Raw genomic sequence first — 21,134 nt, 5'->3', positions numbered from 1 at the left:
AATGGCAGATGCGTTTTGTCAATGCTTGGCTTACATTCGACGGCCCTCGAAACCGCCCACCCAGTGACCTCCAGCTCTCTCAGTTCCGCCAGCCTTGCCGCACGTCCCAAACGCGTCCTGGTGATCCACTACTCCCAATCCGGGCAGCTCGACAGCGTCGCCGAGCAGATCGTCGCGCCATTGAGGGCCGACCCGGCCATCGAGGTGCACGAGGAAACCCTGCGTCCGCTGGCGCCGTTTCCGTTCCCGTGGCCCTTCATCAGTTTCTTCGACGCCTTCCCGGAATCGGCGCACCTGAAGCCGCCGCCGCTTGCGCCGCTCTCGCTCACGGGCGACGAGGATTTCGACCTCGTCATCCTCCCGTACCAGGTGTGGTTCCTGGCGCCTTCGCAGCCGGTCACCGCTTTCCTCAAGCATCCGCTGGCTGCACGGCTGCTCAAGGGCAAACCCGTGGTCACCGTCATTGCCTGCCGCAACATGTGGCTGCTGGCCCATGAAAAGCTCAAGGGCATGCTCGACAACGTGGGCGCGCGCCTCATCGACAACGTGGTGCTGACCGACCCCGGCCCGACGCTCGCCACCTTCTTCACCACGCCGGCGTGGCTCATCTGGGGCCGCAAGCGCGGCTTCTGGGGCATGCCCGATGCGGGTCTCAGTGCTACGCAGATTCGCAGCTCGGGCCGCTTCGGCCGTGCGCTGCGCGATGCGCTGCATGGCGATCTGGAGCGCGGCACCGCGCCGCTGTTGGCGGGCCTGGGCGCAGTGCAGGCCAATGCGCGCCTGCTCATCAGCGAGAAGGCCGGCACCCGCAGCTTCTTCCTATGGGGCAAGCTCATCATGGCGGCCGGCGGGCCCGGCGCCTGGGCGCGCAAGCCGCTGCTGTTGCTCTATGTGGTGTTTCTGCTCGCGCTCATCGTCACGGTCGTGCCGGTGAGCCTGACGCTGCAGGCGCTTTTGCGACCTTTGTTCAAGGGGTGGCTGACTAAAATGACGGCCCAATTCGAGTGCCCGTCGGGCTCCGCCACGGACCGCTCCCATCTCTATGACGACTGATGTCTTCCTGACCCGCACCGCCGCCTTCCTGCCCTTTTCGCCGGTCAGCAACGAAGACATCGAAGAAGTGCTCGGCCGCATCGGCGGCAAGGCGTCGCGCGCGCGGCGGCTGATTCTTCGCAGCAACGGCATCCAGTCGCGCCACTACGCCATCGACCGCGCCACCGGCCAACTGGCCATGACCAATGCGCAGCTCACCGCCTCGGCCATCCGCGGGCTGGGCGACGACATCGGCCCGGTCGACTGCCTGGCCACCGGCACCTCGCTGCCCGACCAGTTGATGCCCAACCACGCGGTGATGGTGCATGGCGAACTGGGCTGGCCGCGGCTCGAAGTGGTGGCCTGCGCGGGCATTTGCCTCGCGGGCACCGCGGCGCTCAAGCACGCGTGGCTCTCGGTGCGCTCGGGCGATGCGCGCCGTGCGGTGGCCACGGGTTCGGAGCTGGCATCGGCCGTGATGCGCGGCTCCCGCTTCGAGGCCGAGCTCGAGCACAAGCTCGAAGCGCTCGAGGAACGCCCCGAGCTGGCCTTCGAGAAAGATTTCCTGCGCTGGATGCTGTCCGACGGCGCCGGCGCGGTGCTGCTGGAGCACGAGCCGCGCGGACCGCTCTCGCTGCGCATCGACTGGATCGACCTGTCGTCCGCCGCGCACGAACTGCCGGTGTGCATGTACGCCGGCGCCGACAAGAACGCCGATGGCGGCCTCGACGGCTGGGCTCGCACCGACGCCGCCGACTGGCACCGCGACTCGACCTTCGCCGTCAAGCAGGACGTGCGCCTGCTCAACGACAACATCGTGCGCGCCACGCTGGCCGAGCCGCTCGCCGCCGTCATCGAGAAGCGCGGGCTCAAGGCGCAGGACATCGACTGGTTCCTGCCGCATCTCTCGTCGAACTATTTCGTCGAGCCGGTGAGTCGCTGCCTCGATGCCATGGGCTTCTCGATTCCGCGCGAGCGCTGGTTCAGCAACCTCGCGCGCAAGGGCAATACCGGGTCGGCATCGCCGTACATCATGCTCGACGAGCTGTTCCGTTCCGGGCTCATAAAGCCCGGCCACAAGCTGTTGATGTTCGTGCCCGAAAGCGGCCGTTTCTCTAGCGGCTTCATCTATATGGAAGCGGTGTAGCCATGGACCTCGACGCTGTTCCGCAAGAGGGCAACGCGACCCTCGACGGCCATTCCAAGCTGATGTACGCACGCGATGCACAAGGCCGCGTCGTCACCACTACTTCGCGCGGCTGGGAGGCGGAAGAGATCGTCACCAGCCATGCGGTCGACGTGCTGGTCGAGCAGGCGAAGGAAGCGAAAGAGCGGGCGAAGGCAGGCTTCGCATCGCCGCTCGAATACTGGATGTACGAGCGCCGCATGGACGTGGCGCTGCTCTCGCAGACCAGCGGCTTCTGGCAATGGCGCGTGCGGCGCCACCTGCAGCCGCGGCATTTCTCGGCGCTGTCCCAGGCGCACCTGGCGCGCTACGCCGAGGCGCTGGGCCTTCCGATTTCCACCTTGCAGGGCCTGCCGTGAACTTCCAACACCAACAGGCGGCGCACTGCGAAAGCGGCGTCATCTCCAGCCTCATGCGCCATCATGGCGCGCCGATGACCGAGAGCATGGCGCTGGGCCTGTCGTCGGCGCTGTCGTTCGCCTACCTGCCGTTCATCAAGCTGTCGGGCCTGCCGCTCATCTCGTACCGGATGCCGCCCAAGGCGATCATCAAGGGCCTCCTGGCGCCGATGGCCGCGCGCTTCAGCTTCGAGACCTTCCGCAGCCCCGAGGCCGGGCAGCAGCGGCTCGATGCGCTGCTGGCCGACGGCCGGCTCGTGGGCCTGCAGACCTCGGTGTATTGGCTGCCGTACTTTCCGCCGAACATGCGCTTTCACTTCAACGCGCACAACCTCCTGGTCTACGGCAAGGACGGCGACGACTACCTCATCAGCGACCCGGTGTTCGAAGAGCCCGTGCGCTGCGCGAGCGCCGACCTCTCGCGCGCGCGCTTCGCCAAGGGCGTGCTCGCGCCCAAGGGGCTCATGTACTACCCGCAGGCCATCGATCGCAAGGCGGTCGATCCGGCCTCGGTGACCAAGGCCATCCGCAAGACGGTGCGCAACATGCTCGCGCCCATTCCCATCGTGGGCGTGCGCGGCATGCGCACGCTGGCCAACCGGATGCAGCGGCTGCCGGCCGGCGATCCGCGCAGCGTCGATTTCATCGGCCACCTGGTGCGCATGCAGGAAGAAATCGGCACCGGCGGGGCGGGCTTTCGCTTCATCTACGCGGGCTTCCTGCAAGAGGCCGCGCAGCTGCTCGGCAAGCCGCAGCTCACGCAGATGTCGGAGCGGCTCATTGCCATCGGCGACGACTGGCGCGCCTTCGCGCTCAAGGCGGCGCGCATGGTGAAGGGGCGGGAACCCGTCGATCCGGCCGCGCTCGCGGGCAAGCTGCGGGAGCAGGCGCAGCAGGAAGAGACGTTCTTTCGCGACCTGAAGGCTGCCGTCGCCTGAACAATGCTTGAGCTGAAGCATCTCGGACACCGCTACCCGCACGCCACGGCCCCCGCGCTGGCCGATGTCTCGCTCGCCGTGCCGCGGGGCTGCGTGCTGGGGCTGCTCGGTCCGAACGGCGCGGGCAAGACCACGCTGATCTCGCACCTCTCGGGCGCGCTCGCCGTGCAGTCGGGCGAGATCCTGATCGACGGCCAGACGCTGCGGCAGGTGCGCGCGAAAACGCCCACGCGCATCGCGGTCGCGCCGCAGGACCAGGCGTTCTATTCGATGCTCACGGTGGCCGAGAACCTCGCTTGCTTTGCCGCGGCGAGCCGGCTCTCGGGGGCGCGGAAGCGCGAGCGCATCGACGCCTGCATGCGCTTCTCGCAGCTCGAGTCGTTCGCTGGCGTGCGCGCCGACCGGCTGTCGGGCGGCCTCAAGCGCCGGCTGAACCTTGCCATCGCGTTGCTGCCCGAGCCCGAACTCATGCTGTTCGACGAGCCGACCGTGGGCGTCGATCCGCAGTCGCGCGCGTTCATCCTCGATGCCATCAAGAGCCTCGCGCAAGCCGGTGCGGCGGTGATCTACGCCTCGCATTACATGGAAGAGATCGAGGCCATTGCCGACCGTGTCGCCATCCTGGACCATGGGCGCGTACTGCGCGAAGGGTCTCTCGACGATCTGCTGTCCAGGAGTGCGATGCTTCTCACGCTGGCCGCCGACGGGCTCGATGTGGAGATGCTGTCGCGCTTCGGCACGGTGGAGCAGGGGGCGGCGCAGTGGCGCATCCACCTGAACCCCGGCAGCGGCCCCGGCCCGGTGCTGGCGGCACTCGAAGCTTCCGGCATCGAAGTGCGCCACGCCGAGTTCGGCCGGCATGACCTCGAGCAACTCTTCATGGCCCTCACGCATCGTTCATTGCGCGACTGAAAGACAGATCGACTTCATGCTGCCCGCGCTCATCAAGAAGGAACTGCTCGCCCTCGTACGCGACATGCACGGCCTCGCCGTGCTGTTCCTGATGCCGATGGTCTTCATCGTGCTGATGTCGCTCACGCTGAAGGACATCTACCGCCCGCCGCTCGCCGAACTCACCTACGCGGTCGATGCGCGCGACACGGCAACGCCCGCCAAGTGGCTGCTGCAGATCTGGCAGCGCAGTCATGGTGCGCCGCAGCCGCTCGGCGCGGACTGGCAGGAGCGCCTTCGCAACGGGTCGCTCAAGTACGTGATCGTGCTGGAGCCGGGCCTGTCGGAAGAGCTGGAATCGGCTGCGCTCTCGACCAAGGCGCACATCCGGCTGCTGGCCGAGCCGGGCATCGACGCCAATCTCTTCAATGCACTGCGCGCGGAACTCATCGGCGCATCGGGCGAGCTGAAGGCGCGCCTCGCGCTGGCCGTGCCCGGCACCGCCAGCCCGGCGCCCGATGCCTCCATCCAGGCGATGGTGCAGGCCGAGCGCTTCTCCACCGCCGGCCCGCGGCCCACTTCGGTGCAGCAGAACGTGCCGGCGTGGCTTGTCTTCGGCATGTTCTTCGTGGTGGCCTCGCTCTCCAGCCTGTTCGTGCAGGAGCGCGGCTCGGGCGCGCTCGGCCGCCTGCAGAGCCTGGGCGTGTCGCGCACGATGCTGCTGGCCTCCAAGGCCTTGCCCTACCTCGGCGTGAACGCGCTGCAGGCATTGCTCATGCTCGCGGCCGGCATCTGGTTCATGCCGCTGATCGGCGGCGATGCGCTCTCGCTCGCGGGCATCCATTGGGCCGCGTTGCTGCTGTCGCTCGCGGCCGTGAGCCTTGCCGCGGTGAGCCTGTCGCTCGCGCTGGCATGCCTCGTGCGAACCCATGCACAAGCGGCTACGCTCGGACCGATGGTCAACGTGCTGATGGCGGCGGCAGGCGGCATCATGGTGCCCAAGTTCGTCATGCCGGGCTTCATGCAGCGGCTGGTCGAGGTCTCGCCGATGAACTGGGGCCTCGAGGCGCTGCTGACCGTGCTGTTGCGCGGCGGCGGCGTGGCCGATGCATTGCCGCAGGTCGGCCGGCTGGTCGCGTTTGCGGCCGCCATGTTCCTTCTCGCAGTCTTTCTGTTTCGCAGGCGCACATCGTGAGTACCCCGTGAGTAGCGTGACCCCTGAATTCATAGCCAGCCTCAAGGCGATGGTGCTCGAAGCCGTCGAGCGGGATGCGCCCCCCGGCGGACTCGGCGACGACGAGCCGCTGTTCGGCCCCGAGGCTCGGCTGGACCTCGATTCGCTCGATGCACTGCAGGTCTCGATGACGATCCAGCAGCAGTTCGGCGTGCGCATGCCCGACAGCAAGGAAACGCGCCGCGCGCTGACCTCCATCGCGCATCTGGCGGAACACCTCGTGCAGGCGGGGAAAGCATGAGCGCAGCAGCGCCAGGAGTGCGCCCATGAGTGGCGGCGTTTACCTGAGTTCTACCGGCCTTGCCTGTGTGCTCGGCAACGACATGCCCGACGCGCTCGACGCATTGCGGCGCGGCGGTGTGCCGCCGACGCCGGTGAGCATCGCCAAGGGAAACGGCTGGCCGGTCTACAAGCTGCCGCCGCAGGAAGGCAGCTGGCTGGAGCGCGTGCGGCGCACCGCGCGCAACGTCGTCGCACAGACCGGCGAATGGGGCGATCGCAGCGCGCCGCTCTTCGTCGCGTCGTCCTCGCTCGACATCGGCTACATGGAGTACGCGAAGCCGGACTTGCGGCTCGGTGGCGATCTGCAGGACTTCGCCACCATCGTCTCCGAGGCGCTCGACTGGCGAGGTCCGGTCTTCACCATTTCCACGGCGTGCACCTCGGCGCTGAATGCCGTGCTCGCGGCCGCCGATCTGATCAGGAGCGGCGGCGCCGACGAGGCGCTGGTGCTCGGCGCCGAGTTGGACAACCGCTTCACCGCCGCCGGCTTTCGCGCGATGCAGCTGCTCGCACCGGGCAACGCCCAGCCTTTCGGCGCGGAGCGCCGAGGGCTGGTGCTGGGCGAAGCCGTGGCCGCGCTGCGCCTCTGCGCGCGACCGACGCGCTGGCGCATCACGGGCGGCGCGAACGTGGTCGACGGGCGCAACCCGTCGGGCACCGAGGCCAGCGCCGTGCGCGCCATGTGCCAGGCGGCGCTTGCGCAGAGCGGGCTGCGGCCGGAAGACATCGACCTCATCAAGGTTCAGGCCGCGGGCAGCCCGGTCAACGACGCGATCGAGGTGGAAGCGCTCAAGCAGGTGTTCGAGCAGCTGCCGCCGCTGGTGTCGCTCAAGTCGTCGCTCGGCCACACGCTAGGCGCGGCGGGTGCAGCCGAGCTGGCCCTCCTGGTCGGCTGCATCGAGGGCGGCGCCTGGCCCTCGACCGACTATCCGCTGGACGAGACGCTGGGCATCACGCTGAGCACCGAACCGCCCGCGAAGCTGCGCAACATCCTGCTCAACGTGGTCGGCTTCGGCGGCGGGCATGCCTCGTTGCTGCTGAAGGATTGCCAGGCATGAGCGCCGCGCCGGGCCGCCCCAAGCAAGCTCGCTCCCGCTTGGCAGGACGGCGCGCAGCGCCAAGGGTGCATCAATGAATGCCTTGCCCAGAGATATCTCCATGAGTGCCGGAATCGACACTGCCTGGCGCACCGTCGCCCATTTCGTCGTTCATCCGCCGCCCGCGGACTGGCGCGACGAACTGGCACGTCGCCTGGGCCGTCGGCCGCGCCGCGTCGGCCTGTGGACCGAGCTGGCGATGTTCGGCGCGCGCCGCTGTCTCGACATGGCGGACGAAGCCGCGCTGCCGCAGGGCGCACGCCTGCGCGTCGCCAGCAAACGCGGCGCATGGGGCGCCACCTACACGGGGCTGGAGCAGCTCGACGCGGGTCTCCCGATGCCGTTCACCTTCATGCAGAGCCAGCCGGCGCTGATGCTCGCCGAGGTCGGCCGCTGCCTCGAATGGCAGGGCGATGCGAGCTTCATGCTGTGCCGCGATCCCGAGCGCCTGCTGCAGTTGGCGAAGCTCGGCGCTTCGTGCGACGGCCTGCTGTTCGGCATCGTCGAGGAAGAGCGCAACGAGGAATTGCCGCGCACCGAATGGTGGCGGCTGGTGCCGGCCTGAGCCTTCGCGCTGCGAGCCGGTCAGCGCCGCGGCGCTTGGGAAATGGACTGCTGGAGGTTGGTGCGCGCGCGGGCCTCGAGCAGCGCGTGCATCCGGGGCGTGGCGTAGATGGCGTCGCGATCGAGAAAGCGCTGCAGGATTGCGCGCCGGCGCGGCAGGCGGACCTCGTCGGGCACGAAGGCGTACTCGGCGTGGACCTGGCGCTCGTATTCGGCAAAGCGCGCCGGCTCGGCACCGAGGATGGAGAGGTCGATGTCGATCAGCAGTTCGGCATCGCGACCTTCGGGCACCGCATCGTGGCGCGTGGCCATCACGAGGGAATGAATACGTTCGGCCGCTTCGTCGCGCGCACCCGCAGCCCGCACGGCTTCACGCGCCCAGTCGGCGCTGCGTGCTTCGTTGTCGTGCGCGTGCACGTCGTAGATCGCGTCATGGAACCAGAGGGCGAGCGCCACTTCGCCGGGGCGTTCGGCCAGCGCTTTCGCGCGCTCGAACCAGGCGAGGCATTCGCAGAGGTGCTGCATCGTGTGGTAGCGGCGTTGCGGCTCGCCATAGCGGCGCTGCAGCTCGGCGCACAGGGCAAGGTCGGGCGCTTCGATGCCCAGGGCGCGCCAGGCCTCGGTCCAGTTCGCAAGCAGCGCCTCAGGCGTCATCATGGGTGAGCGCTATTGGTCCATGGCGGCCTTGACCTCCTGGCCGAGGTCGAGCACCGACATCGCGTAGTAGCTGCTCCAGTTGTAGCGCGTGATCACGTAGAAGTTGCGCGTGCCCGCCACGTAGGTCGGCGGTGCGTCGGCGCCGTTCTGCAGCTCGACGAGCGCGAGCAGGCCCTTGTGGCGGATGCCTTCGCCCTCGGGCACCGCACCGGCGGCCACGAAGCTGTCGGCGCTGAAGGTGGGGAGGATGTCGGGTGCGAGCAGCAGCGACTTCTTCAGCCGCGCTTCCTCGAAATGCACCGGGTAGGTGGCGGGCATGCCGGGCGTCCAGCCGAAGCCCTTGAAGTAGCTAGCGACCGAGCCGATCACGTCGGCAGGGTTGTTGACCAGATCGATGCGGCTGTCGCCATCGAAATCGACTGCGTACTTGGCGATGCTGCTGGGCATGAACTGCGGCATGCCCATGGCACCGGCGTAGCTGCCGAGGGGAACGAGCGGGTCTTCGGCGGTGCGGCTTTCGGTGCTGAGAAAGCTTTCGAGCTCGCCGCGAAAGAAGGCCTCGCGCTCGGACGCGCGCGGATGGCCCTGAGGGAAATCGAAGGACAGCGTGGCCAGCGCATCGATCACCCGGAAGTTGCCCATGTTGCGGCCGTAGATGGTTTCCACGCCGATGATGCCGACGACGATTTCGGGCGGCACGCCGTACACCTGCTCGGCACGCGCCAACGTGGCCGCGTTCTCGCGCCAGAAGCGCACGCCGGCCGCGATGCGCACCGGGTCGATGAAGCGGCTGCGGTAGGTCTGCCAGTTTTTCACGGTGCCCACCGGGCCCGGCAGCATCAGGCGCGGCACGTTCGGCAGGAAGCGCGCGCTGCCGATGGTGGCGCGCACCCATTCGCGGTCAAGGCCGCGGCGTGCGGCCACGTCGTCCGCGAACTGCATCGCGTCGTCGCGCGTGGCGTAGGGGGTGCTGCCGCGTACGGGGTTCGAGGCGCCATTGCGGCCGCTGGCGGATTTCTGGGCCGAAGCCCCTGTGGAACCTACGCAGCAAGCAATGAGAAGAACGATGGCGGCGCAGGCACGAGAGGGCTTGGGGAGAAGGAATCGCATCGGCCGATTGTGCCGCCCGCCCGCGCGGGGCTGCCGGCGGGACACATGTGGTTTCAGCCGCGTGGATTTGCGACAGGCCAGGCGAGCCGCCGGAACTCCGCGCGCAGGGCCGCGAGCGTTCCGGGCGCAGCCTCTGCATAGCGCTGTGCCTCGAGCTTGAGCAGCCAGTCGCGCACCGGTTGCGCGGCGGGGCCGAAGCGTGCATCGGCCTGGGCGGCCATCTGGCGCGGCGGGGCGGTCTCGGGCACCGCGAGGCCGGCTTTCGCGAGGCGCGCGCGGGCCTGGCCGAGAAGGCGCAGCCACGGGTCGTGCCGGCTGCGCTCCCACAGCGTCCAGCCTGCGCCGGCCAGGCTCGCGGCGATAACCAGGTAGAGCAGCACGTAGGCGAGGTCTTCCAGGCTCGGCGCGTCGAAGCCGAGGTTCTTCAGCAGGTTCAACTGGCGGCTCTGCGTGTAGCTGAGCACCCACTGGTTCCAGCCGTTGTTCACCGCCTCCCATGCGGCGCGCAGGTTCTGCACCAGCGTCGGGCTCATTGCGCCGAACGCGCCGGCGAAGAGGCCCGGCTGCGGCACGAGCCGCTGCAACTGGCCGATGCGGCCGGGTGCGACCGAGGCCGTCGGGTCCACGCGCACCCAGCCCGCGCCTTCCTGCCAGACCTCGGCCCAGGCGTGCGCGTCGCGCTGGCGAATGATCCAGTAGTTGTCGATGCTGTTGAGCTCGCCGCCCTGGTAGCCCGTCACGATGCGCGAGGGAATGCCCAGGTTGCGCATCAGCACCACGAAGGCCGAGGCGATGTGCTCGCAGAAGCCCTCCTTGCGGTCGAACCAGAATTCGTCGGCCGTGTCGTTGCCGTAGACGCCGGGCTCCAGCGTGTAGGTGTAGCCCCCGGTGCGCAGGCGTCGCAGCGCGGCCTGGACAAGGGCGGGCGTGGCGGCACCGGCGAGTGCGGGGTCGTTGCGCATTTCCGCCGCGAGCGCCGCGGTGCGCGGGTTCGTGCCGGGCGGCAAGGCGAGGTAAGCCTGCAGCTGCCCGCCCATGCGCCGCACCGGACCGCTCTGGAATTGCGGATAGCTCTCCGCGCGATAGCGCAGCAGGTCGGTGACGGGGCGGTTCGAGAGCCACTGCAGGTCGGGCGTGCCCATGACTTCGAGGCCGGGGGCTTCGGGCGCTTTCTGCGCTGCATCGAGCGTCAGCAGCCAGGGCCGGTTGCTGGGTTCGAGCGTGACTTCGTAGCGCACCGGCTCGCCGGTCACGCGCAGGTTGGCAGAGCCTTGGCCGCCGCGTGCCCACGCTGGCAATGCCGACCACTCGCGGCCATCGAACTGCCCGAGCACCGGGCCGCGAAAGTAGAGCTGGCTCTGCGGCGGCGAGCGATCGCCTTCGAACTTGATGCGCGCCGCGATGCTGTCGTCCAGCGCCAGCTCGGCGATGGTGCCGACGCGCATCGTGTTCGAGAGCCCCATGCGCCCGGCCATCGCATCGCTCGGCGTGCCCCAGAGCGGCGCGAAGCGCGGGAACAGCAGAAACAGCGCGAGCATGATCGGCGCGCCGGCCAGGGCCATCCATCCGGCCGCGCGCGCGGCCTGCAGCAGCGACGGTTTGCCGACGGGCATGTGCGCGTTGACCAGCGCCGTGAGCAGGCCCAGCAGCGCGAGCAGCATCGTGAAGGCCGTCAGCAGCGACTGCGAATAGAAGAAGTTCGTGAGCATCGCGAAGAAGCCCAGGAAGAAAACGACGAAGGCGTCTCTGCGGGCGCGCAGCTCCAGCGTCTTGAGGGCCAGCAGGATCACGATCAGCGTGACGCCTGCGTCGCGGCCGAGCAGGGTGCGGTGGGTGGCGTAGGTGCCCGCGAGTGCGAGCGCGAGCAGTGCGATTCGCCACCATTTGCCGGGGAGCGGGCGGGCCTCGATGGCGAGCGAGCCGCGCCAGAGGAGGACCAGGGCTGTCAGGGCTGTGCACCACCAGGGCAGGTTTTCTACTTGCGGCAGGACTATCAATGCGATGACTGTCAGGAGGAAGAGGGTGTCTCTTGCATCCCTTGGGAGGGCTGCGAGCTTGAGCATCAGCTTGTTCATGCGGGGTGCCCCTGGCAGGGGGCTGAGGCCGGGTCTCGCCCCGGCGGGCGACTCACTTTCTTTTGCTTCGCCAAAAGAAAGTAAGCAAAGAAAAGGCGACCCCGCTGTCTGCGACCCCTGCGCTTCGCTACGGGGCAACCTGCGGTGCTCGCGGTTCGCGGGGGCTCGCCGAACTCGCTGCGCTCAGACAGCGGCGAGCCCTGATCCGCGAACCGCTGCGCTCCTCGGCGCAGCCAGAGGGGAGTGGAGACCAAACGGGCCTTTGCTTCGCTCGGCCGGAGGGGCAGACACGCTGGTGCGTGTCTGCCTTGAATTGGGTGTCGGTGTTGTGCCGGAGGCAAGGCCAAGCGAAGCGTTGGCCCGAAATGTTCTGAATGCCGAGCGCAGCGATGGCGCGTCCGAAAGCCCTTCTGTATGCGCCGAGGAGCGGAGCGTTTCGCGGACAAGGGCTCGCCCTTGTTTGAGCGAAGCGAGTTTGGGCGAGACCCCGCGAAACGTGAGCACCGCAGGTTGCCCGTAGCGCAGCGAAGGGTCGCAGACAGCAGGGTCGCCTTTTCTTTGCTTACGTTCTTTTGGCGAAGCAAAAGAAAGTAAGTCGCCTGCCGGGGCGAGACCCGGCCTCGGAAAGAAAACCCACAAAACCTCAACATAAAGCCAACGCCTCCAGGCAAGCCCTCCGATGAGCCTCCCCCTGAGAGGGCTTCACCACCCGCCCAGCAATCCGAACCCCATAGTCCACCCCCAGCCGATCCGCCATCAACACCCACGCACAAAGCCGCGACACCCGAGCCTCGGTGTCAGCAAGCCCAGAAGCCTGCGCATCGAGCCAGAGCTCCTCGCGCTGCGTGTGCTGCGTATCGCGGCTGACAAGGTCTTCCGACCCAGCCGCCTGCGCACGCGCAGCCTTCTTCCAAACCACCAGCTTGAGCGGATCCCCGCGCCTGTACGCACGCACGCCGTCGTACTCCCCAGCCCCATGCGCGCGCTGCGCAGCCGAAATGGCTGCCGGCCCGGACAAAGGCTCGCCGGCCGGCAAAGGCGGCGGATGCGCCTCGGGCGCTGGATACACCAGCATCTGCGCCGCGGGGCGCCAGACCGTCCACACGCGGAACGTGCCGAGCGGAAAGCGCGTCTCCGCGGTCAGTGGCGGCACCGGATGCAGTCCACGCCGCTCGGGCAGGAACGCGATCTCGACGGTGGATGTGCCCTCGGCCGGCACATCGGTCCAGGCCCACTGCCCGCTGCCGCGCACCGCCATCCCGATGCCATAGCGCACGCTGCGCCGCTCGTTGTGCAGCACGACGCGGAAGACGGCGGCGGCACCGGCGTAATGCGCCTCGGGCGGCATCATGCGCATCGCGAGGCCGCGCAGCGTGGCGTGGCACACGTGCATGCCCACGGCGACGCTGCCGGCCAACAGAAAGGTCAGCAGGTAGCCGAGGTTGAGCTGGTAGTTGATCGACGCGACCAGCAGCACGAGCAACGTGGCCGCCAGCGTCCAGCCGGCCCGCGTGGGCACGATGTAGACGTTGCGCTGGGTGAGCTCCAGCGTGTCCGACGGCGGCCGCCGGGACAGGAACCAGCCGTCGATGCGCGAGCGCAGGGCGCCGACGGGATTCACGGCAGCGGTACGGCAGCGATCATCGCGCGCACCTGCTCGACGGCGCCACGGCCCGCATCGCCCACGGGCGTGAGCCGGTGCGCGATCGTCTGCGGCAGCACGGACTGCACGTCGTCCGGCGCAACGTAGTTGCGGTTGGCCAGCAGCGCCTGCGCCTTGGCGGCACGCAGCACTGCAATGCCGGCGCGCGGCGACAAGCCCTGCAGGAACCAGCGGCCCGAGCGCGTGGCGGCGATCAGGTCCTGCACGTAGTTGAGCAGCGGCTCGGAGGCATGCACCTGCTGCACGCGCTGCTGGATGGCGGTGAGTTCGCCGGCGGTCAGCATCGCGGGCAGGCTCGCGAGCATCTCGCGCCGGTCCGCGCCCGAGAGCAGCAGCCGTTCGGCGGCGCGGTCGGGGTAGCCGAGCGAGATGCGCATCAGGAAGCGGTCGAGCTGCGATTCGGGCAGCGCGAAAGTGCCGAGCTGGTCCTGCGGGTTCTGCGTGGCGATCACGAAGAAGGGCGTCGGCAACGGGCGGGTCTCGCCTTCGATGGTGACCTGCTTTTCTTCCATCGCTTCGAGCAGGGCGCTCTGGGTCTTGGGGCTCGCTCGGTTGATTTCGTCCGCCAGCAGCACCTGCGCAAAGATCGGACCGGGGTGGAAGACGAAGGCCTGCTGGCCCCGGTCGTAGATCGCGACGCCCGAAAGATCGCCCGGCATCAGGTCGGCAGTGAACTGGACCCGCGAAAACTGTAAACCGAATGTGTGCGAAAGCGCATGGGCGAGGGTGGTCTTGCCGACCCCCGGCACATCCTCGATCAAGAGGTGTCCTCCAGCGAGCAGGCAGGCTACGCAGTCGCGCACCTGCGCCTCTTTGCCGACAATCACCGTGTTAAGCTGACTCAGCAAAGTGGCAAGCTTCGCAGCAACGTCCATATTTGTATCCATATGCAAACGATACCGTAAGACCTGGCGGCCCCATGCCGCGTGAGGTCTAGACGTGGCGACAGAGACACATGGGCAAGACAGGCTACTTCACACACCGCGACTTCTGGAAGCACGACATGGGCCGGGGTCATCCCGAGTGTCCCGAGCGGCTGGATGCCATCGAAGACCGGCTGCTGCTTACGGGCGTCAGTGATGCGCTCGAGCACTGCGAAGTGCCGCTGGCCACCCTGGAACAGCTCACCCGGGCCCACAGCGTGGAGCACGTCGAGCTCCTCGAAGAGCTTCATATGCGCCTTGTGGCCGATGAACCCGCCGGCGGCCCCGACCACGCGCAGCTCGACCCCGACACCTCCCTGAATCGCTTCACGCTGCTGGCCGCACGCCGCGGTGCCGGCGCGGCCATCGCCGCGACCGATGCGGTGATCGCCGGCGATATCGAGAACGCGTTCTGCTCGGTGCGCCCGCCGGGTCACCACGCCTGCCGCGAGCGGGCGATGGGCTTCTGCTTCTTCAACAACATCGCCATCGCCGCACGGCATGCGCTCGAAGTGCATGGCTACGACCGCGTGGCCATCGTCGATTTCGACGTGCACCACGGCAACGGCACCGAGAACATCCTCTCGAACGATCCGCGCGTGCTGATGGTCGGCTTCTTCCAGCACCCGTTCTATCCGTACAGCGGTACCGAGCACCCGGCCTCGAACATGCTGAACCTGCCGATCCCGGCGTACACGCGGGGCATGGACGTGCGCGAACTCATCGAGGCCGCGTGGATGCCGAGGCTCGAAGAGTTCCGCCCGCAGATGGTGTTCATCAGCGCGGGCTTCGACGCCCACCGCGAGGACGACCTGGGACAACTCGGCCTCACCGAGAACGACTTCGCCTGGATCACCAGCCGCATCCACGATGTCGCCAAGCGCCATGCGCGCGGCCGCATCGTGTCGATGCTCGAGGGCGGCTACAACCTCGATGCGCTGGCGCGCAGCGTGGAAGCGCACATCCGCGTCCTGGCCGATCTGTAACGCCACAGGCGCGAGCACGGCGCCATGTTTTCCGAACCGATGAATTTCAACGACTTCCAACAACGCCTGAAACTGGTCGATGCGACCGGCATCGGCATCGAACTGAGCGTGCTCGTGGCCTGCGTGGCCCTGGCCTGGGCCGTCTGCAAATGGTTCGGGCGCGACCAGCCCAAGGACTCCATCTGGTTCGGCGAAAGCACCTTCGACGGGCTCCTGTTCCCGCTGCTCTCGCTGGTGTTCACCGATCTGGCGCGGCGCGTGGTCATTGATTTCCAGGCGGTGCTGGTGCTGCGCATCGCGGTATCGGTGTTCCTTTCGCTCGCTGTCATCCGGCTTTTCGCGCGGGTGCTCAGGGCGGTGTTTCCCACCTCCAACCTGGTGCGGCTGATCGAACGCACGATCTCGTGGCTGGCCTGGATCGCTGCTGTGCTCTGGATCGTCGGGCTCTTGCCCCCCGTGCTGGCCGAGCTGGACAACATCACGCTGGCCTTCGGCAAGACGCGCGTGAGCGTGCAGACCATCTTCCAGGGCGTGCTGTCGGCCGGGCTGGTGCTGGTGATTGCGCTGTGGATCGCCTCGACCATCGAGAAGCGCATCCTGCGCGAGGCCGTCACCGACCTCTCGATGCGCAAGGTGGCGTCGAACGCGGTGCGCGCCTTCCTGCTGCTGATCGGTTTGTTGTTCGCGCTGTCGGCGGTGGGCGTGGACCTCACGGCGCTCTCGGTGCTGGGCGGTGCGCTCGGCGTGGGTCTGGGCTTCGGGCTGCAGAAGCTGGCGGCCAACTACGTGAGCGGGTTTGTGATCCTGCTGGAGCGCTCGATCCGCATCGGCGACAACGTGAAGGTCGACACCTTCGAAGGCCGCATCACCGACATCAAGACGCGCTACACGCTCATCCGCGCAGGCAACGGGCGCGAGGCCATCGTGCCGAACGAATCGCTGATCACCAGCCGGGTGGAGAACCTCTCGCTGGCCGACCGCAAGTTCAACATCACGACCAACATCGTGGTCGGCTACGAGAGCGACGTGGCGCAGGTGCAGACGATCCTGTGCGACGCCGCCAAGGCGCAGCCGCGCGTGATGACCGACCCCGCCCCGGTGGCCTACCTCGTGAACTTCGCACCCGACGGGCTCGAGTTCAGCCTGCACTTCTGGGTGGCCGACCCGGACAAGGGCAAGGACAACCTGCGCTCGGCCATCAACATCGCGATTCTCGAAGGACTGCGAGGCGCGGGCATCGACATTCCCTATCCGCAGCGCGTGCTGCGGGTGGAATCTTTGCCGCCGGGCATCGCGCCGGCGCCCGACGCTGTCTTATAATCGCTGAAAAGCACGATCGTTCTTTTTTCGGATCCGCAGTGCCGACAGGAAGAACGGAGAGGCTGCAAAGGTCGCGTCCTAGAATGACCGGTTGCCCTCGAAGCCCCCTTTTTGCAATCCAATGGAGTCAAGTCAATGAAGGTTCTTGTGCCTGTCAAACGGGTCGTCGATTACAACGTGAAGGTGCGCGTCAAGAGCGACGGCACCGGGGTGGATATTGCCAACGTCAAGATGAGCATGAACCCCTTCGACGAGATCGCTGTCGAAGAAGCGGTTCGGCTGAAGGAGAAGGGTGTGGTCACTGAAGTGATCGCCGTCTCGTGCGGCGATGCGAAGTGCCAGGAAACGCTGCGCACCGCGATGGCCATCGGCGCCGATCGCGGCATCCTGGTCGAGACCACCGAAGAGCTGCAGCCGCTGGCCGTGGCCAAGCTGCTCAAGGCGCTGGTCGACAAGGAACAGCCCCAGCTCATCATCCTGGGCAAGCAAGCCATTGATGACGACGCCAATCAAACGGGCCAGATGCTCGCTGCACTGGCTGACCTGCCCCAAGCCACCTTCGCCTCGAAGGTCGATCTCGCCGCAGACAAGGTCACCGTGGCGCGCGAAGTCGATGGCGGCATGGAAACGCTGACGCTCACGCTGCCCGCGGTCATCACGACCGACCTGCGCCTGAACGAGCCTCGCTACGTGACGCTGCCCAACATCATGAAGGCCAAGAAGAAGACGCTCGACATCTTCAAGCCCGAAGACCTGGGCGTGGATGTAAAGCCCCGCCTGAAGACCCTGAAGGTCAGCGAGCCTCCCAAGCGCGGTGCCGGCATCAAGGTGCCTGACGTGGCGACGCTGGTGGACAAACTGAAGAACGAAGCGAAGGTGATCTGAACATGACCGCACTTGTTATTGCCGAACACGACCACGCCAGCATCAAGCCGGCTACCTTGAATACCGTGACCGCAGCGCTGGCCTGCGGCGGCGACGTGCACATCCTCGTGGCCGGCGCCAATGCAGCTGAAGCCGCCAAGGCTGCAGCCCAGATCGCTGGCGTGACCAAGGTCATCGCCGCCGACAGCCCGAGCCTTGCCGAGAACCTCGCCGAGAACGTGGCGGCTCAAGTCCTCGCGATCGCAGCCAACTACAGCCACATCCTGTTCCCCTCGACCGCCAACGGAAAGAACGTCGCCCCGCGCGTGGCCGCCAAGCTCGATGTGGCGCAGATCAGCGACATCACCAAGGTGGACAGCCCCGACACATTCGAGCGCCCGATCTACGCCGGCAACGCCATCGCTACCGTGCAGAGCAGCGATGCCACCAAGGTGATCACCGTGCGCACGACCGGCTTCGATGCCGCAGCCGCCACGGGTGGCAGCGCAACCGTCGAAACCGCCGAAGGCGTCGCAGACAGCGGCAAGAGCAGCTTCGTCGGCCGCGAAGTCACCAAGAGCGAACGCCCCGAACTGACCGCCGCCAAGATCATCGTCTCCGGTGGCCGTGCCCTCGGCAGCGCCGAGAAGTTCACCGAAGTGATGGCACCGCTGGCCGACAAGCTCAACGCGGGCCTGGGCGCCAGCCGCGCAGCCGTCGATGCGGGCTACGCCCCGAACGACTGGCAAGTGGGCCAGACCGGCAAGATCGTCGCGCCGCAGCTGTACATCGCAGCCGGTATCTCGGGCGCGATCCAGCATCTGGCCGGCATGAAGGACTCCAAGGTGATCGTGGCGATCAACAAGGACGAGGAAGCGCCGATCTTCTCGGTGGCCGACTACGGCCTCGTGGCTGACCTGTTCGTGGCTGTGCCCGAGCTGGTCAAGGCGCTCTGACCGAATCGCCGCATTGAGCCGGAGGGCATCGTTCGCGATGCCCTTTTCGTATCCGCTGTATCTGGAGACAAGACATGAGCTACACCGCCCCCCTCAAGGACATGCTGTTCGACATCGAGCACCTGGCCAACATCGGCGAGATCGCCAAGCTGCCGGGCTTCGAGGACGCCGGCCTCGAAACAGCACAGGCCGTGCTCGAGGAATGCGCGCGCTTCAACCAGGACGTGGTCGCGCCGTTGAACATCGAAGGCGACCGCAATCCCTCGTCGTTCAAGGGCGGTGAAGTCACCACCACGCCGGGCTTCAAGGACGCTTTCGCGCAGTACGTCTCGGGTGGCTGGCAAGGTCTTCAGCATCCGGCGGACTTCGGCGGCCAGGGCCTTCCGAAGACCATCGGTGCGGCCTGCGGCGAGATGCTCAACTCGGCCAACATGAGCTTCGCGCTGTGCCCGCTCCTGAGCGATGGCGCCATCGAAGCACTGCTCACAGCCGGCTCCGACGAGCTCAAGGCCGTGTACCTCGAAAAGCTCGTGAGCGGCCAGTGGACCGGCACGATGAACCTCACCGAGCCGCAGGCCGGCAGCGACCTCGCGATGGTGCGCAGCCGCGCCGAGCCGCAGCCCGACGGCACCTACAAGGTGTTCGGCACCAAGATCTTCATCACCTACGGTGAGCACGACATGGCCGAGAACATCGTGCACCTCGTGCTGGCCCGCGTGACCGGCGCGCCCGAAGGCGTGAAGGGGATCAGTCTGTTCGTGGTGCCCAAGTTCATGGTCGGCAAGGACGGTGCCCTCGGCGAGCGCAACGATGTGCACTGCGTGAGCATCGAACACAAGATGGGCATCAAGGCCTCGCCGACTGCCGTGCTGCAGTACGGCGACAACGGCGGTGCCGTGGGCTACCTCGTCGGCCAGGAGAACCGCGGCCTCGAGTACATGTTCATCATGATGAACTCGGCCCGCTACGCCGTGGGCATGCAGGGCATCGCGATCGCCGAGCGCGCCTATCAGCACGCCGTGGCCTACGCCAAGGACCGCGTGCAGAGCCGCCCGGTCGATGGTTCGATCAACGCCAGCGCGCCGATCATTCACCACCCCGACGTCAAGCGCATGCTGATGACGATGCGCGCCTACACCGAAGGCTGCCGCGCGATGGCCTCGGTGGCCGCCGCCGCGTACGACGCCGCGCATCACCACCCCGATGCGGACGCGCGCAAGCAGAACCAGGCCTTCTACGAATTCATGGTGCCGCTGGTCAAGGGCTACAGCACCGAGATGAGCCTCGAAGTGACCTCGCTCGGCGTGCAGGTGCACGGCGGCATGGGCTTCATCGAGGAGACGGGCGCGGCGCAGTACTACCGCGACGCGAAGATCCTCACGATCTACGAAGGCACCACCGCGATCCAGGCCAACGACCTCGTGGGCCGCAAGACCGCGCGCGACGGCGGCCAGACCGCCAAGGCGATTGCGGCACAGATCGAGAAGACCGAAGCCGAACTGGCCAAGAGCGAGAGCGCTGCCGCCGCGTCCGTGCACAAGCGCCTGAAAGCCGCACGCGAAGCCTTCATCGAAGTGGTCGACTTCGTCGCGGGTCAGACCAAGGCATCGCCGAACGCGGTGTTCTCGGGCAGCGTGCCGTACCTGATGTTCGCGGGCAACCTCGTGGCCGGCTGGCAGCTTGCGCGCTCGCTGATCATTGCGGAAGACCTCGCCTCGCGCAGCTTCGACACCGATTTCATGCTCGCCAAGATCGCGACCGCGCGTTTCTACGCCGAGCACATCCTCAACAAGGCGCCGGGCATCCGCGACAGCATCGTCGATGGCGCCGAGAGCGTCACGGGCCTGGCGCTCGACGCGTTCTGAGCTGCGTTCCGTGTCGCCCACCTGACCGGCGGCACGGGCCTTCCTCTCTTATAAAACCGAACCCATTCCCGGAGACAACAAACATGTCCAAGCTGCCCCCCGTCCTCGCGAACCTGCCGCTGCCGATCATCGGCTCGCCGCTGTTCATCATCAGCAACCCCAAGCTCGTGATCGCGCAATGCAAGGCCGGCGTGGTCGGCTCGATGCCCGCACTCAACGCACGCCCCGCGGCGCAACTCGAAGAGTGGCTGATCGAGATCACCGAAGAACTCGCGGCCTACAACAAGGCCAATCCCGACAAGCCCGCCGCGCCGTTCGCCATCAACCAGATCGTGCACAAGAGCAACGACCGCCTCGAGCACGACATGGAGATGGTCGTGAAGTACAAGGTGCCGATCGTCATCACCTCGCTGGGCGCACGCACCGACGTGAACGACGCGGTGCACAGCTACGGCGGCGTGACGCTGCACGACATCATCAACAACAAGTTCGCCCAGAAGGCGATCGAAAAGGGCGCCGACGGCATCATCGCCGTGGCCGCGGGCGCCGGCGGCCATGCGGGCGTGAAGAGCCCGTTCGCGCTGGTGCAGGAAATCCGCCAGTGGTTCGACGGCCCGATCGCGCTGTCGGGCTCCATCGCTTCCGGCGGTGCAGTGCTCGCGGCGCAGGCCATGGGCGCGGACTTCGCCTACATCGGCACTGCCTTCATCGCCACCGAAGAGGCGCGTGCGAGCGACGAGTACAAGCAGGCCATCGTCGACGGCAACTCGGACGACATCGTCTATTCGAACCTCTTCACCGGCGTGCACGGCAACTACCTCGCGCCCAGCATCGTTGCGGCGGGCATGGACCCGGCGAACCTGCCCGAAGGCGATCTCAAGACCATGAACTTCGCGAGCGGCGATGGCAGCAAGGCCAAGGCCTGGAAAGACATCTGGGGCTCGGGCCAGGGCATCGGCGCCGTGACCGAAGTGGCCAGCGCCGCGGCGTTCATCGACAAGCTCAAGCGCGAATACCAGGAAGCACGGCAGCGGCTCGCACTCTGAGCCTCGGCTGACCATGGCTTCCGCCATCGCGCCTCCGTCGCCGGGGC

Annotated in this window: 20 protein-coding genes; 15 read left to right on the top strand and 5 right to left on the bottom strand. The window is 67.2% G+C overall.

The genetic code is table 11. From position 1 onward, the window contains the following. The first annotated feature begins 21 nt into the window (after nucleotides 1-21). The 9 genes from QFZ83_RS17565 (at nucleotide 22) to QFZ83_RS17525 (ending at nucleotide 7,623) form a co-directional block, all read left to right on the top strand. Nucleotides 22-1,053 (top strand): dialkylrecorsinol condensing enzyme, encoded by a 1,032-nt coding sequence (locus QFZ83_RS17565; protein WP_307508525.1) that lies wholly within the window; start codon nucleotides 22-24, stop codon nucleotides 1,051-1,053. Beyond that, nucleotides 1,043-2,179 (top strand): beta-ketoacyl-ACP synthase III, encoded by a 1,137-nt coding sequence (locus QFZ83_RS17560; protein WP_307508523.1) that lies wholly within the window; start codon nucleotides 1,043-1,045, stop codon nucleotides 2,177-2,179. The genes QFZ83_RS17565 and QFZ83_RS17560 overlap by 11 nt, the downstream gene beginning before the upstream one ends. A 2-nt stretch (nucleotides 2,180-2,181) precedes the next feature. Further along, the gene (locus QFZ83_RS17555; RefSeq protein ID WP_307508521.1) at nucleotides 2,182-2,577 is read left to right on the top strand and encodes a hypothetical protein; all 396 of its coding nucleotides are present in this window, start codon (nucleotides 2,182-2,184) and stop codon (nucleotides 2,575-2,577) included. After that, nucleotides 2,574-3,554 carry a BtrH N-terminal domain-containing protein gene (locus tag QFZ83_RS17550; protein WP_306877386.1) on the top strand — a complete coding sequence of 327 codons (981 nt, stop codon included), beginning with the start codon at nucleotides 2,574-2,576 and terminating at the stop codon, nucleotides 3,552-3,554. The genes QFZ83_RS17555 and QFZ83_RS17550 overlap by 4 nt, the downstream gene beginning before the upstream one ends. Nucleotides 3,555-3,557: 3 nt before the next feature. Continuing rightward, nucleotides 3,558-4,466 (top strand): ABC transporter ATP-binding protein, encoded by a 909-nt coding sequence (locus QFZ83_RS17545; RefSeq protein ID WP_307508519.1) that lies wholly within the window; start codon nucleotides 3,558-3,560, stop codon nucleotides 4,464-4,466. A 16-nt stretch (nucleotides 4,467-4,482) separates the two neighbouring features. Continuing rightward, nucleotides 4,483-5,640 (top strand): ABC transporter permease, encoded by a 1,158-nt coding sequence (locus QFZ83_RS17540; RefSeq protein ID WP_307508516.1) that lies wholly within the window; start codon nucleotides 4,483-4,485, stop codon nucleotides 5,638-5,640. A 49-nt stretch (nucleotides 5,641-5,689) separates the two neighbouring features. Continuing rightward, nucleotides 5,690-5,920, top strand: coding sequence for an acyl carrier protein (locus QFZ83_RS17535; protein ID WP_049794401.1), 231 nt, complete (start codon nucleotides 5,690-5,692; stop codon nucleotides 5,918-5,920). Between the two features lie 25 nt (nucleotides 5,921-5,945). Then, a complete protein-coding gene (locus tag QFZ83_RS17530) occupies nucleotides 5,946-7,019 on the top strand; it encodes a beta-ketoacyl synthase N-terminal-like domain-containing protein (protein WP_307508512.1) in 1,074 nt (357 codons plus the stop codon). A gap of 100 nt (nucleotides 7,020-7,119) precedes the next feature. Then, on the top strand, nucleotides 7,120-7,623 hold the full coding sequence (locus QFZ83_RS17525) for a hypothetical protein (protein ID WP_307508510.1): 504 nt from the start codon (nucleotides 7,120-7,122) through the stop codon (nucleotides 7,621-7,623). A gap of 20 nt (nucleotides 7,624-7,643) precedes the next feature. Here the strand turns inward: QFZ83_RS17525 and QFZ83_RS17520 are convergent, their stop codons facing one another. From QFZ83_RS17520 to QFZ83_RS17500, 5 genes are all read right to left on the bottom strand, one after another. Then, complete coding sequence (locus QFZ83_RS17520; protein ID WP_307512743.1) at nucleotides 7,644-8,276, bottom strand: N-methyl-D-aspartate receptor NMDAR2C subunit; 633 nt, start codon at nucleotides 8,274-8,276, stop codon at nucleotides 7,644-7,646. Nucleotides 8,277-8,288: 12 nt separating this feature from the next. Then, the gene (mltB, locus tag QFZ83_RS17515; RefSeq protein ID WP_307508507.1) at nucleotides 8,289-9,389 is read right to left on the bottom strand and encodes a lytic murein transglycosylase B; all 1,101 of its coding nucleotides are present in this window, start codon (nucleotides 9,387-9,389) and stop codon (nucleotides 8,289-8,291) included. A 53-nt stretch (nucleotides 9,390-9,442) separates the two neighbouring features. Continuing rightward, nucleotides 9,443-11,464, bottom strand: coding sequence for a DUF3488 and transglutaminase-like domain-containing protein (locus tag QFZ83_RS17510; RefSeq protein WP_307508505.1), 2,022 nt, complete (start codon nucleotides 11,462-11,464; stop codon nucleotides 9,443-9,445). Between the two features lie 643 nt (nucleotides 11,465-12,107). Beyond that, nucleotides 12,108-13,085, bottom strand: a complete 978-nt coding sequence (locus QFZ83_RS17505; protein WP_307508503.1) for a DUF58 domain-containing protein — start codon at nucleotides 13,083-13,085, stop codon at nucleotides 12,108-12,110. Next, entirely contained in the window at nucleotides 13,082-14,002 is a 921-nt protein-coding gene (locus QFZ83_RS17500; RefSeq protein WP_307508500.1) for a MoxR family ATPase, read from the bottom strand. Before QFZ83_RS17500 ends, QFZ83_RS17505 begins: the two co-directional genes overlap by 4 nt. Before the next feature lie 80 nt (nucleotides 14,003-14,082). Here QFZ83_RS17500 and QFZ83_RS17495 point away from each other — a divergent pair, with 80 nt between their 5' ends. From QFZ83_RS17495 to QFZ83_RS17470, 6 genes are all read left to right on the top strand, one after another. Next, on the top strand, nucleotides 14,083-15,036 hold the full coding sequence (locus QFZ83_RS17495) for a histone deacetylase family protein (protein WP_306877373.1): 954 nt from the start codon (nucleotides 14,083-14,085) through the stop codon (nucleotides 15,034-15,036). 39 nt (nucleotides 15,037-15,075) lie between these two features. Then, the gene (locus QFZ83_RS17490) at nucleotides 15,076-16,356 is read left to right on the top strand and encodes a mechanosensitive ion channel family protein (protein ID WP_307512741.1); all 1,281 of its coding nucleotides are present in this window, start codon (nucleotides 15,076-15,078) and stop codon (nucleotides 16,354-16,356) included. Between the two features lie 135 nt (nucleotides 16,357-16,491). Further along, entirely contained in the window at nucleotides 16,492-17,241 is a 750-nt protein-coding gene (locus QFZ83_RS17485; RefSeq protein ID WP_307508497.1) for an electron transfer flavoprotein subunit beta/FixA family protein, read from the top strand. 2 nt (nucleotides 17,242-17,243) lie between these two features. After that, on the top strand, nucleotides 17,244-18,176 hold the full coding sequence (locus tag QFZ83_RS17480; RefSeq protein ID WP_307508495.1) for an electron transfer flavoprotein subunit alpha/FixB family protein: 933 nt from the start codon (nucleotides 17,244-17,246) through the stop codon (nucleotides 18,174-18,176). A gap of 74 nt (nucleotides 18,177-18,250) precedes the next feature. Next, the gene (locus QFZ83_RS17475) at nucleotides 18,251-20,041 is read left to right on the top strand and encodes an acyl-CoA dehydrogenase (protein WP_307508492.1); all 1,791 of its coding nucleotides are present in this window, start codon (nucleotides 18,251-18,253) and stop codon (nucleotides 20,039-20,041) included. Between the two features lie 83 nt (nucleotides 20,042-20,124). Further along, nucleotides 20,125-21,087 carry a nitronate monooxygenase family protein gene (locus QFZ83_RS17470; protein ID WP_280809997.1) on the top strand — a complete coding sequence of 321 codons (963 nt, stop codon included), beginning with the start codon at nucleotides 20,125-20,127 and terminating at the stop codon, nucleotides 21,085-21,087. The last annotated feature ends 47 nt before the right edge of the window (nucleotides 21,088-21,134 follow it).

This window comes from Variovorax sp. W1I1 (assembly GCF_030815625.1).
GTDB lineage: Bacteria > Pseudomonadota > Gammaproteobacteria > Burkholderiales > Burkholderiaceae_C > Variovorax > Variovorax paradoxus_C.
Note: the sequence above shows the minus strand (reverse complement) of the source record. Positions and strands in the feature narration are given on the sequence as shown.

Excerpts from the sequence above, each read along its gene's own strand:
- QFZ83_RS17565 (WP_307508525.1), top strand. The coding sequence starts at position 22 with ATGCTTGGCTTACATTCGACGGCCCTCGAAACCGCCCACCCAGTGACC.
- QFZ83_RS17560 (WP_307508523.1), top strand. The coding sequence starts at position 1,043 with ATGACGACTGATGTCTTCCTGACCCGCACCGCCGCCTTCCTGCCCTTT.
- QFZ83_RS17555 (WP_307508521.1), top strand. The coding sequence starts at position 2,182 with ATGGACCTCGACGCTGTTCCGCAAGAGGGCAACGCGACCCTCGACGGC.
- QFZ83_RS17545 (WP_307508519.1), top strand. The coding sequence starts at position 3,558 with ATGCTTGAGCTGAAGCATCTCGGACACCGCTACCCGCACGCCACGGCC.
- QFZ83_RS17540 (WP_307508516.1), top strand. The coding sequence starts at position 4,483 with ATGCTGCCCGCGCTCATCAAGAAGGAACTGCTCGCCCTCGTACGCGAC.
- QFZ83_RS17535 (WP_049794401.1), top strand. The coding sequence starts at position 5,690 with ATGGTGCTCGAAGCCGTCGAGCGGGATGCGCCCCCCGGCGGACTCGGC.
- QFZ83_RS17530 (WP_307508512.1), top strand. The coding sequence starts at position 5,946 with ATGAGTGGCGGCGTTTACCTGAGTTCTACCGGCCTTGCCTGTGTGCTC.
- QFZ83_RS17525 (WP_307508510.1), top strand. The coding sequence starts at position 7,120 with ATGAGTGCCGGAATCGACACTGCCTGGCGCACCGTCGCCCATTTCGTC.
- QFZ83_RS17520 (WP_307512743.1), bottom strand. The coding sequence starts at position 8,276 with ATGACGCCTGAGGCGCTGCTTGCGAACTGGACCGAGGCCTGGCGCGCC.
- mltB (WP_307508507.1), bottom strand. The coding sequence starts at position 9,389 with ATGCGATTCCTTCTCCCCAAGCCCTCTCGTGCCTGCGCCGCCATCGTT.
- QFZ83_RS17510 (WP_307508505.1), bottom strand. The coding sequence starts at position 11,464 with ATGAACAAGCTGATGCTCAAGCTCGCAGCCCTCCCAAGGGATGCAAGA.
- QFZ83_RS17500 (WP_307508500.1), bottom strand. The coding sequence starts at position 14,002 with ATGGACGTTGCTGCGAAGCTTGCCACTTTGCTGAGTCAGCTTAACACG.
- QFZ83_RS17495 (WP_306877373.1), top strand. The coding sequence starts at position 14,083 with ATGGGCAAGACAGGCTACTTCACACACCGCGACTTCTGGAAGCACGAC.
- QFZ83_RS17490 (WP_307512741.1), top strand. The coding sequence starts at position 15,076 with ATGAATTTCAACGACTTCCAACAACGCCTGAAACTGGTCGATGCGACC.
- QFZ83_RS17485 (WP_307508497.1), top strand. The coding sequence starts at position 16,492 with ATGAAGGTTCTTGTGCCTGTCAAACGGGTCGTCGATTACAACGTGAAG.
- QFZ83_RS17480 (WP_307508495.1), top strand. The coding sequence starts at position 17,244 with ATGACCGCACTTGTTATTGCCGAACACGACCACGCCAGCATCAAGCCG.
- QFZ83_RS17475 (WP_307508492.1), top strand. The coding sequence starts at position 18,251 with ATGAGCTACACCGCCCCCCTCAAGGACATGCTGTTCGACATCGAGCAC.
- QFZ83_RS17470 (WP_280809997.1), top strand. The coding sequence starts at position 20,125 with ATGTCCAAGCTGCCCCCCGTCCTCGCGAACCTGCCGCTGCCGATCATC.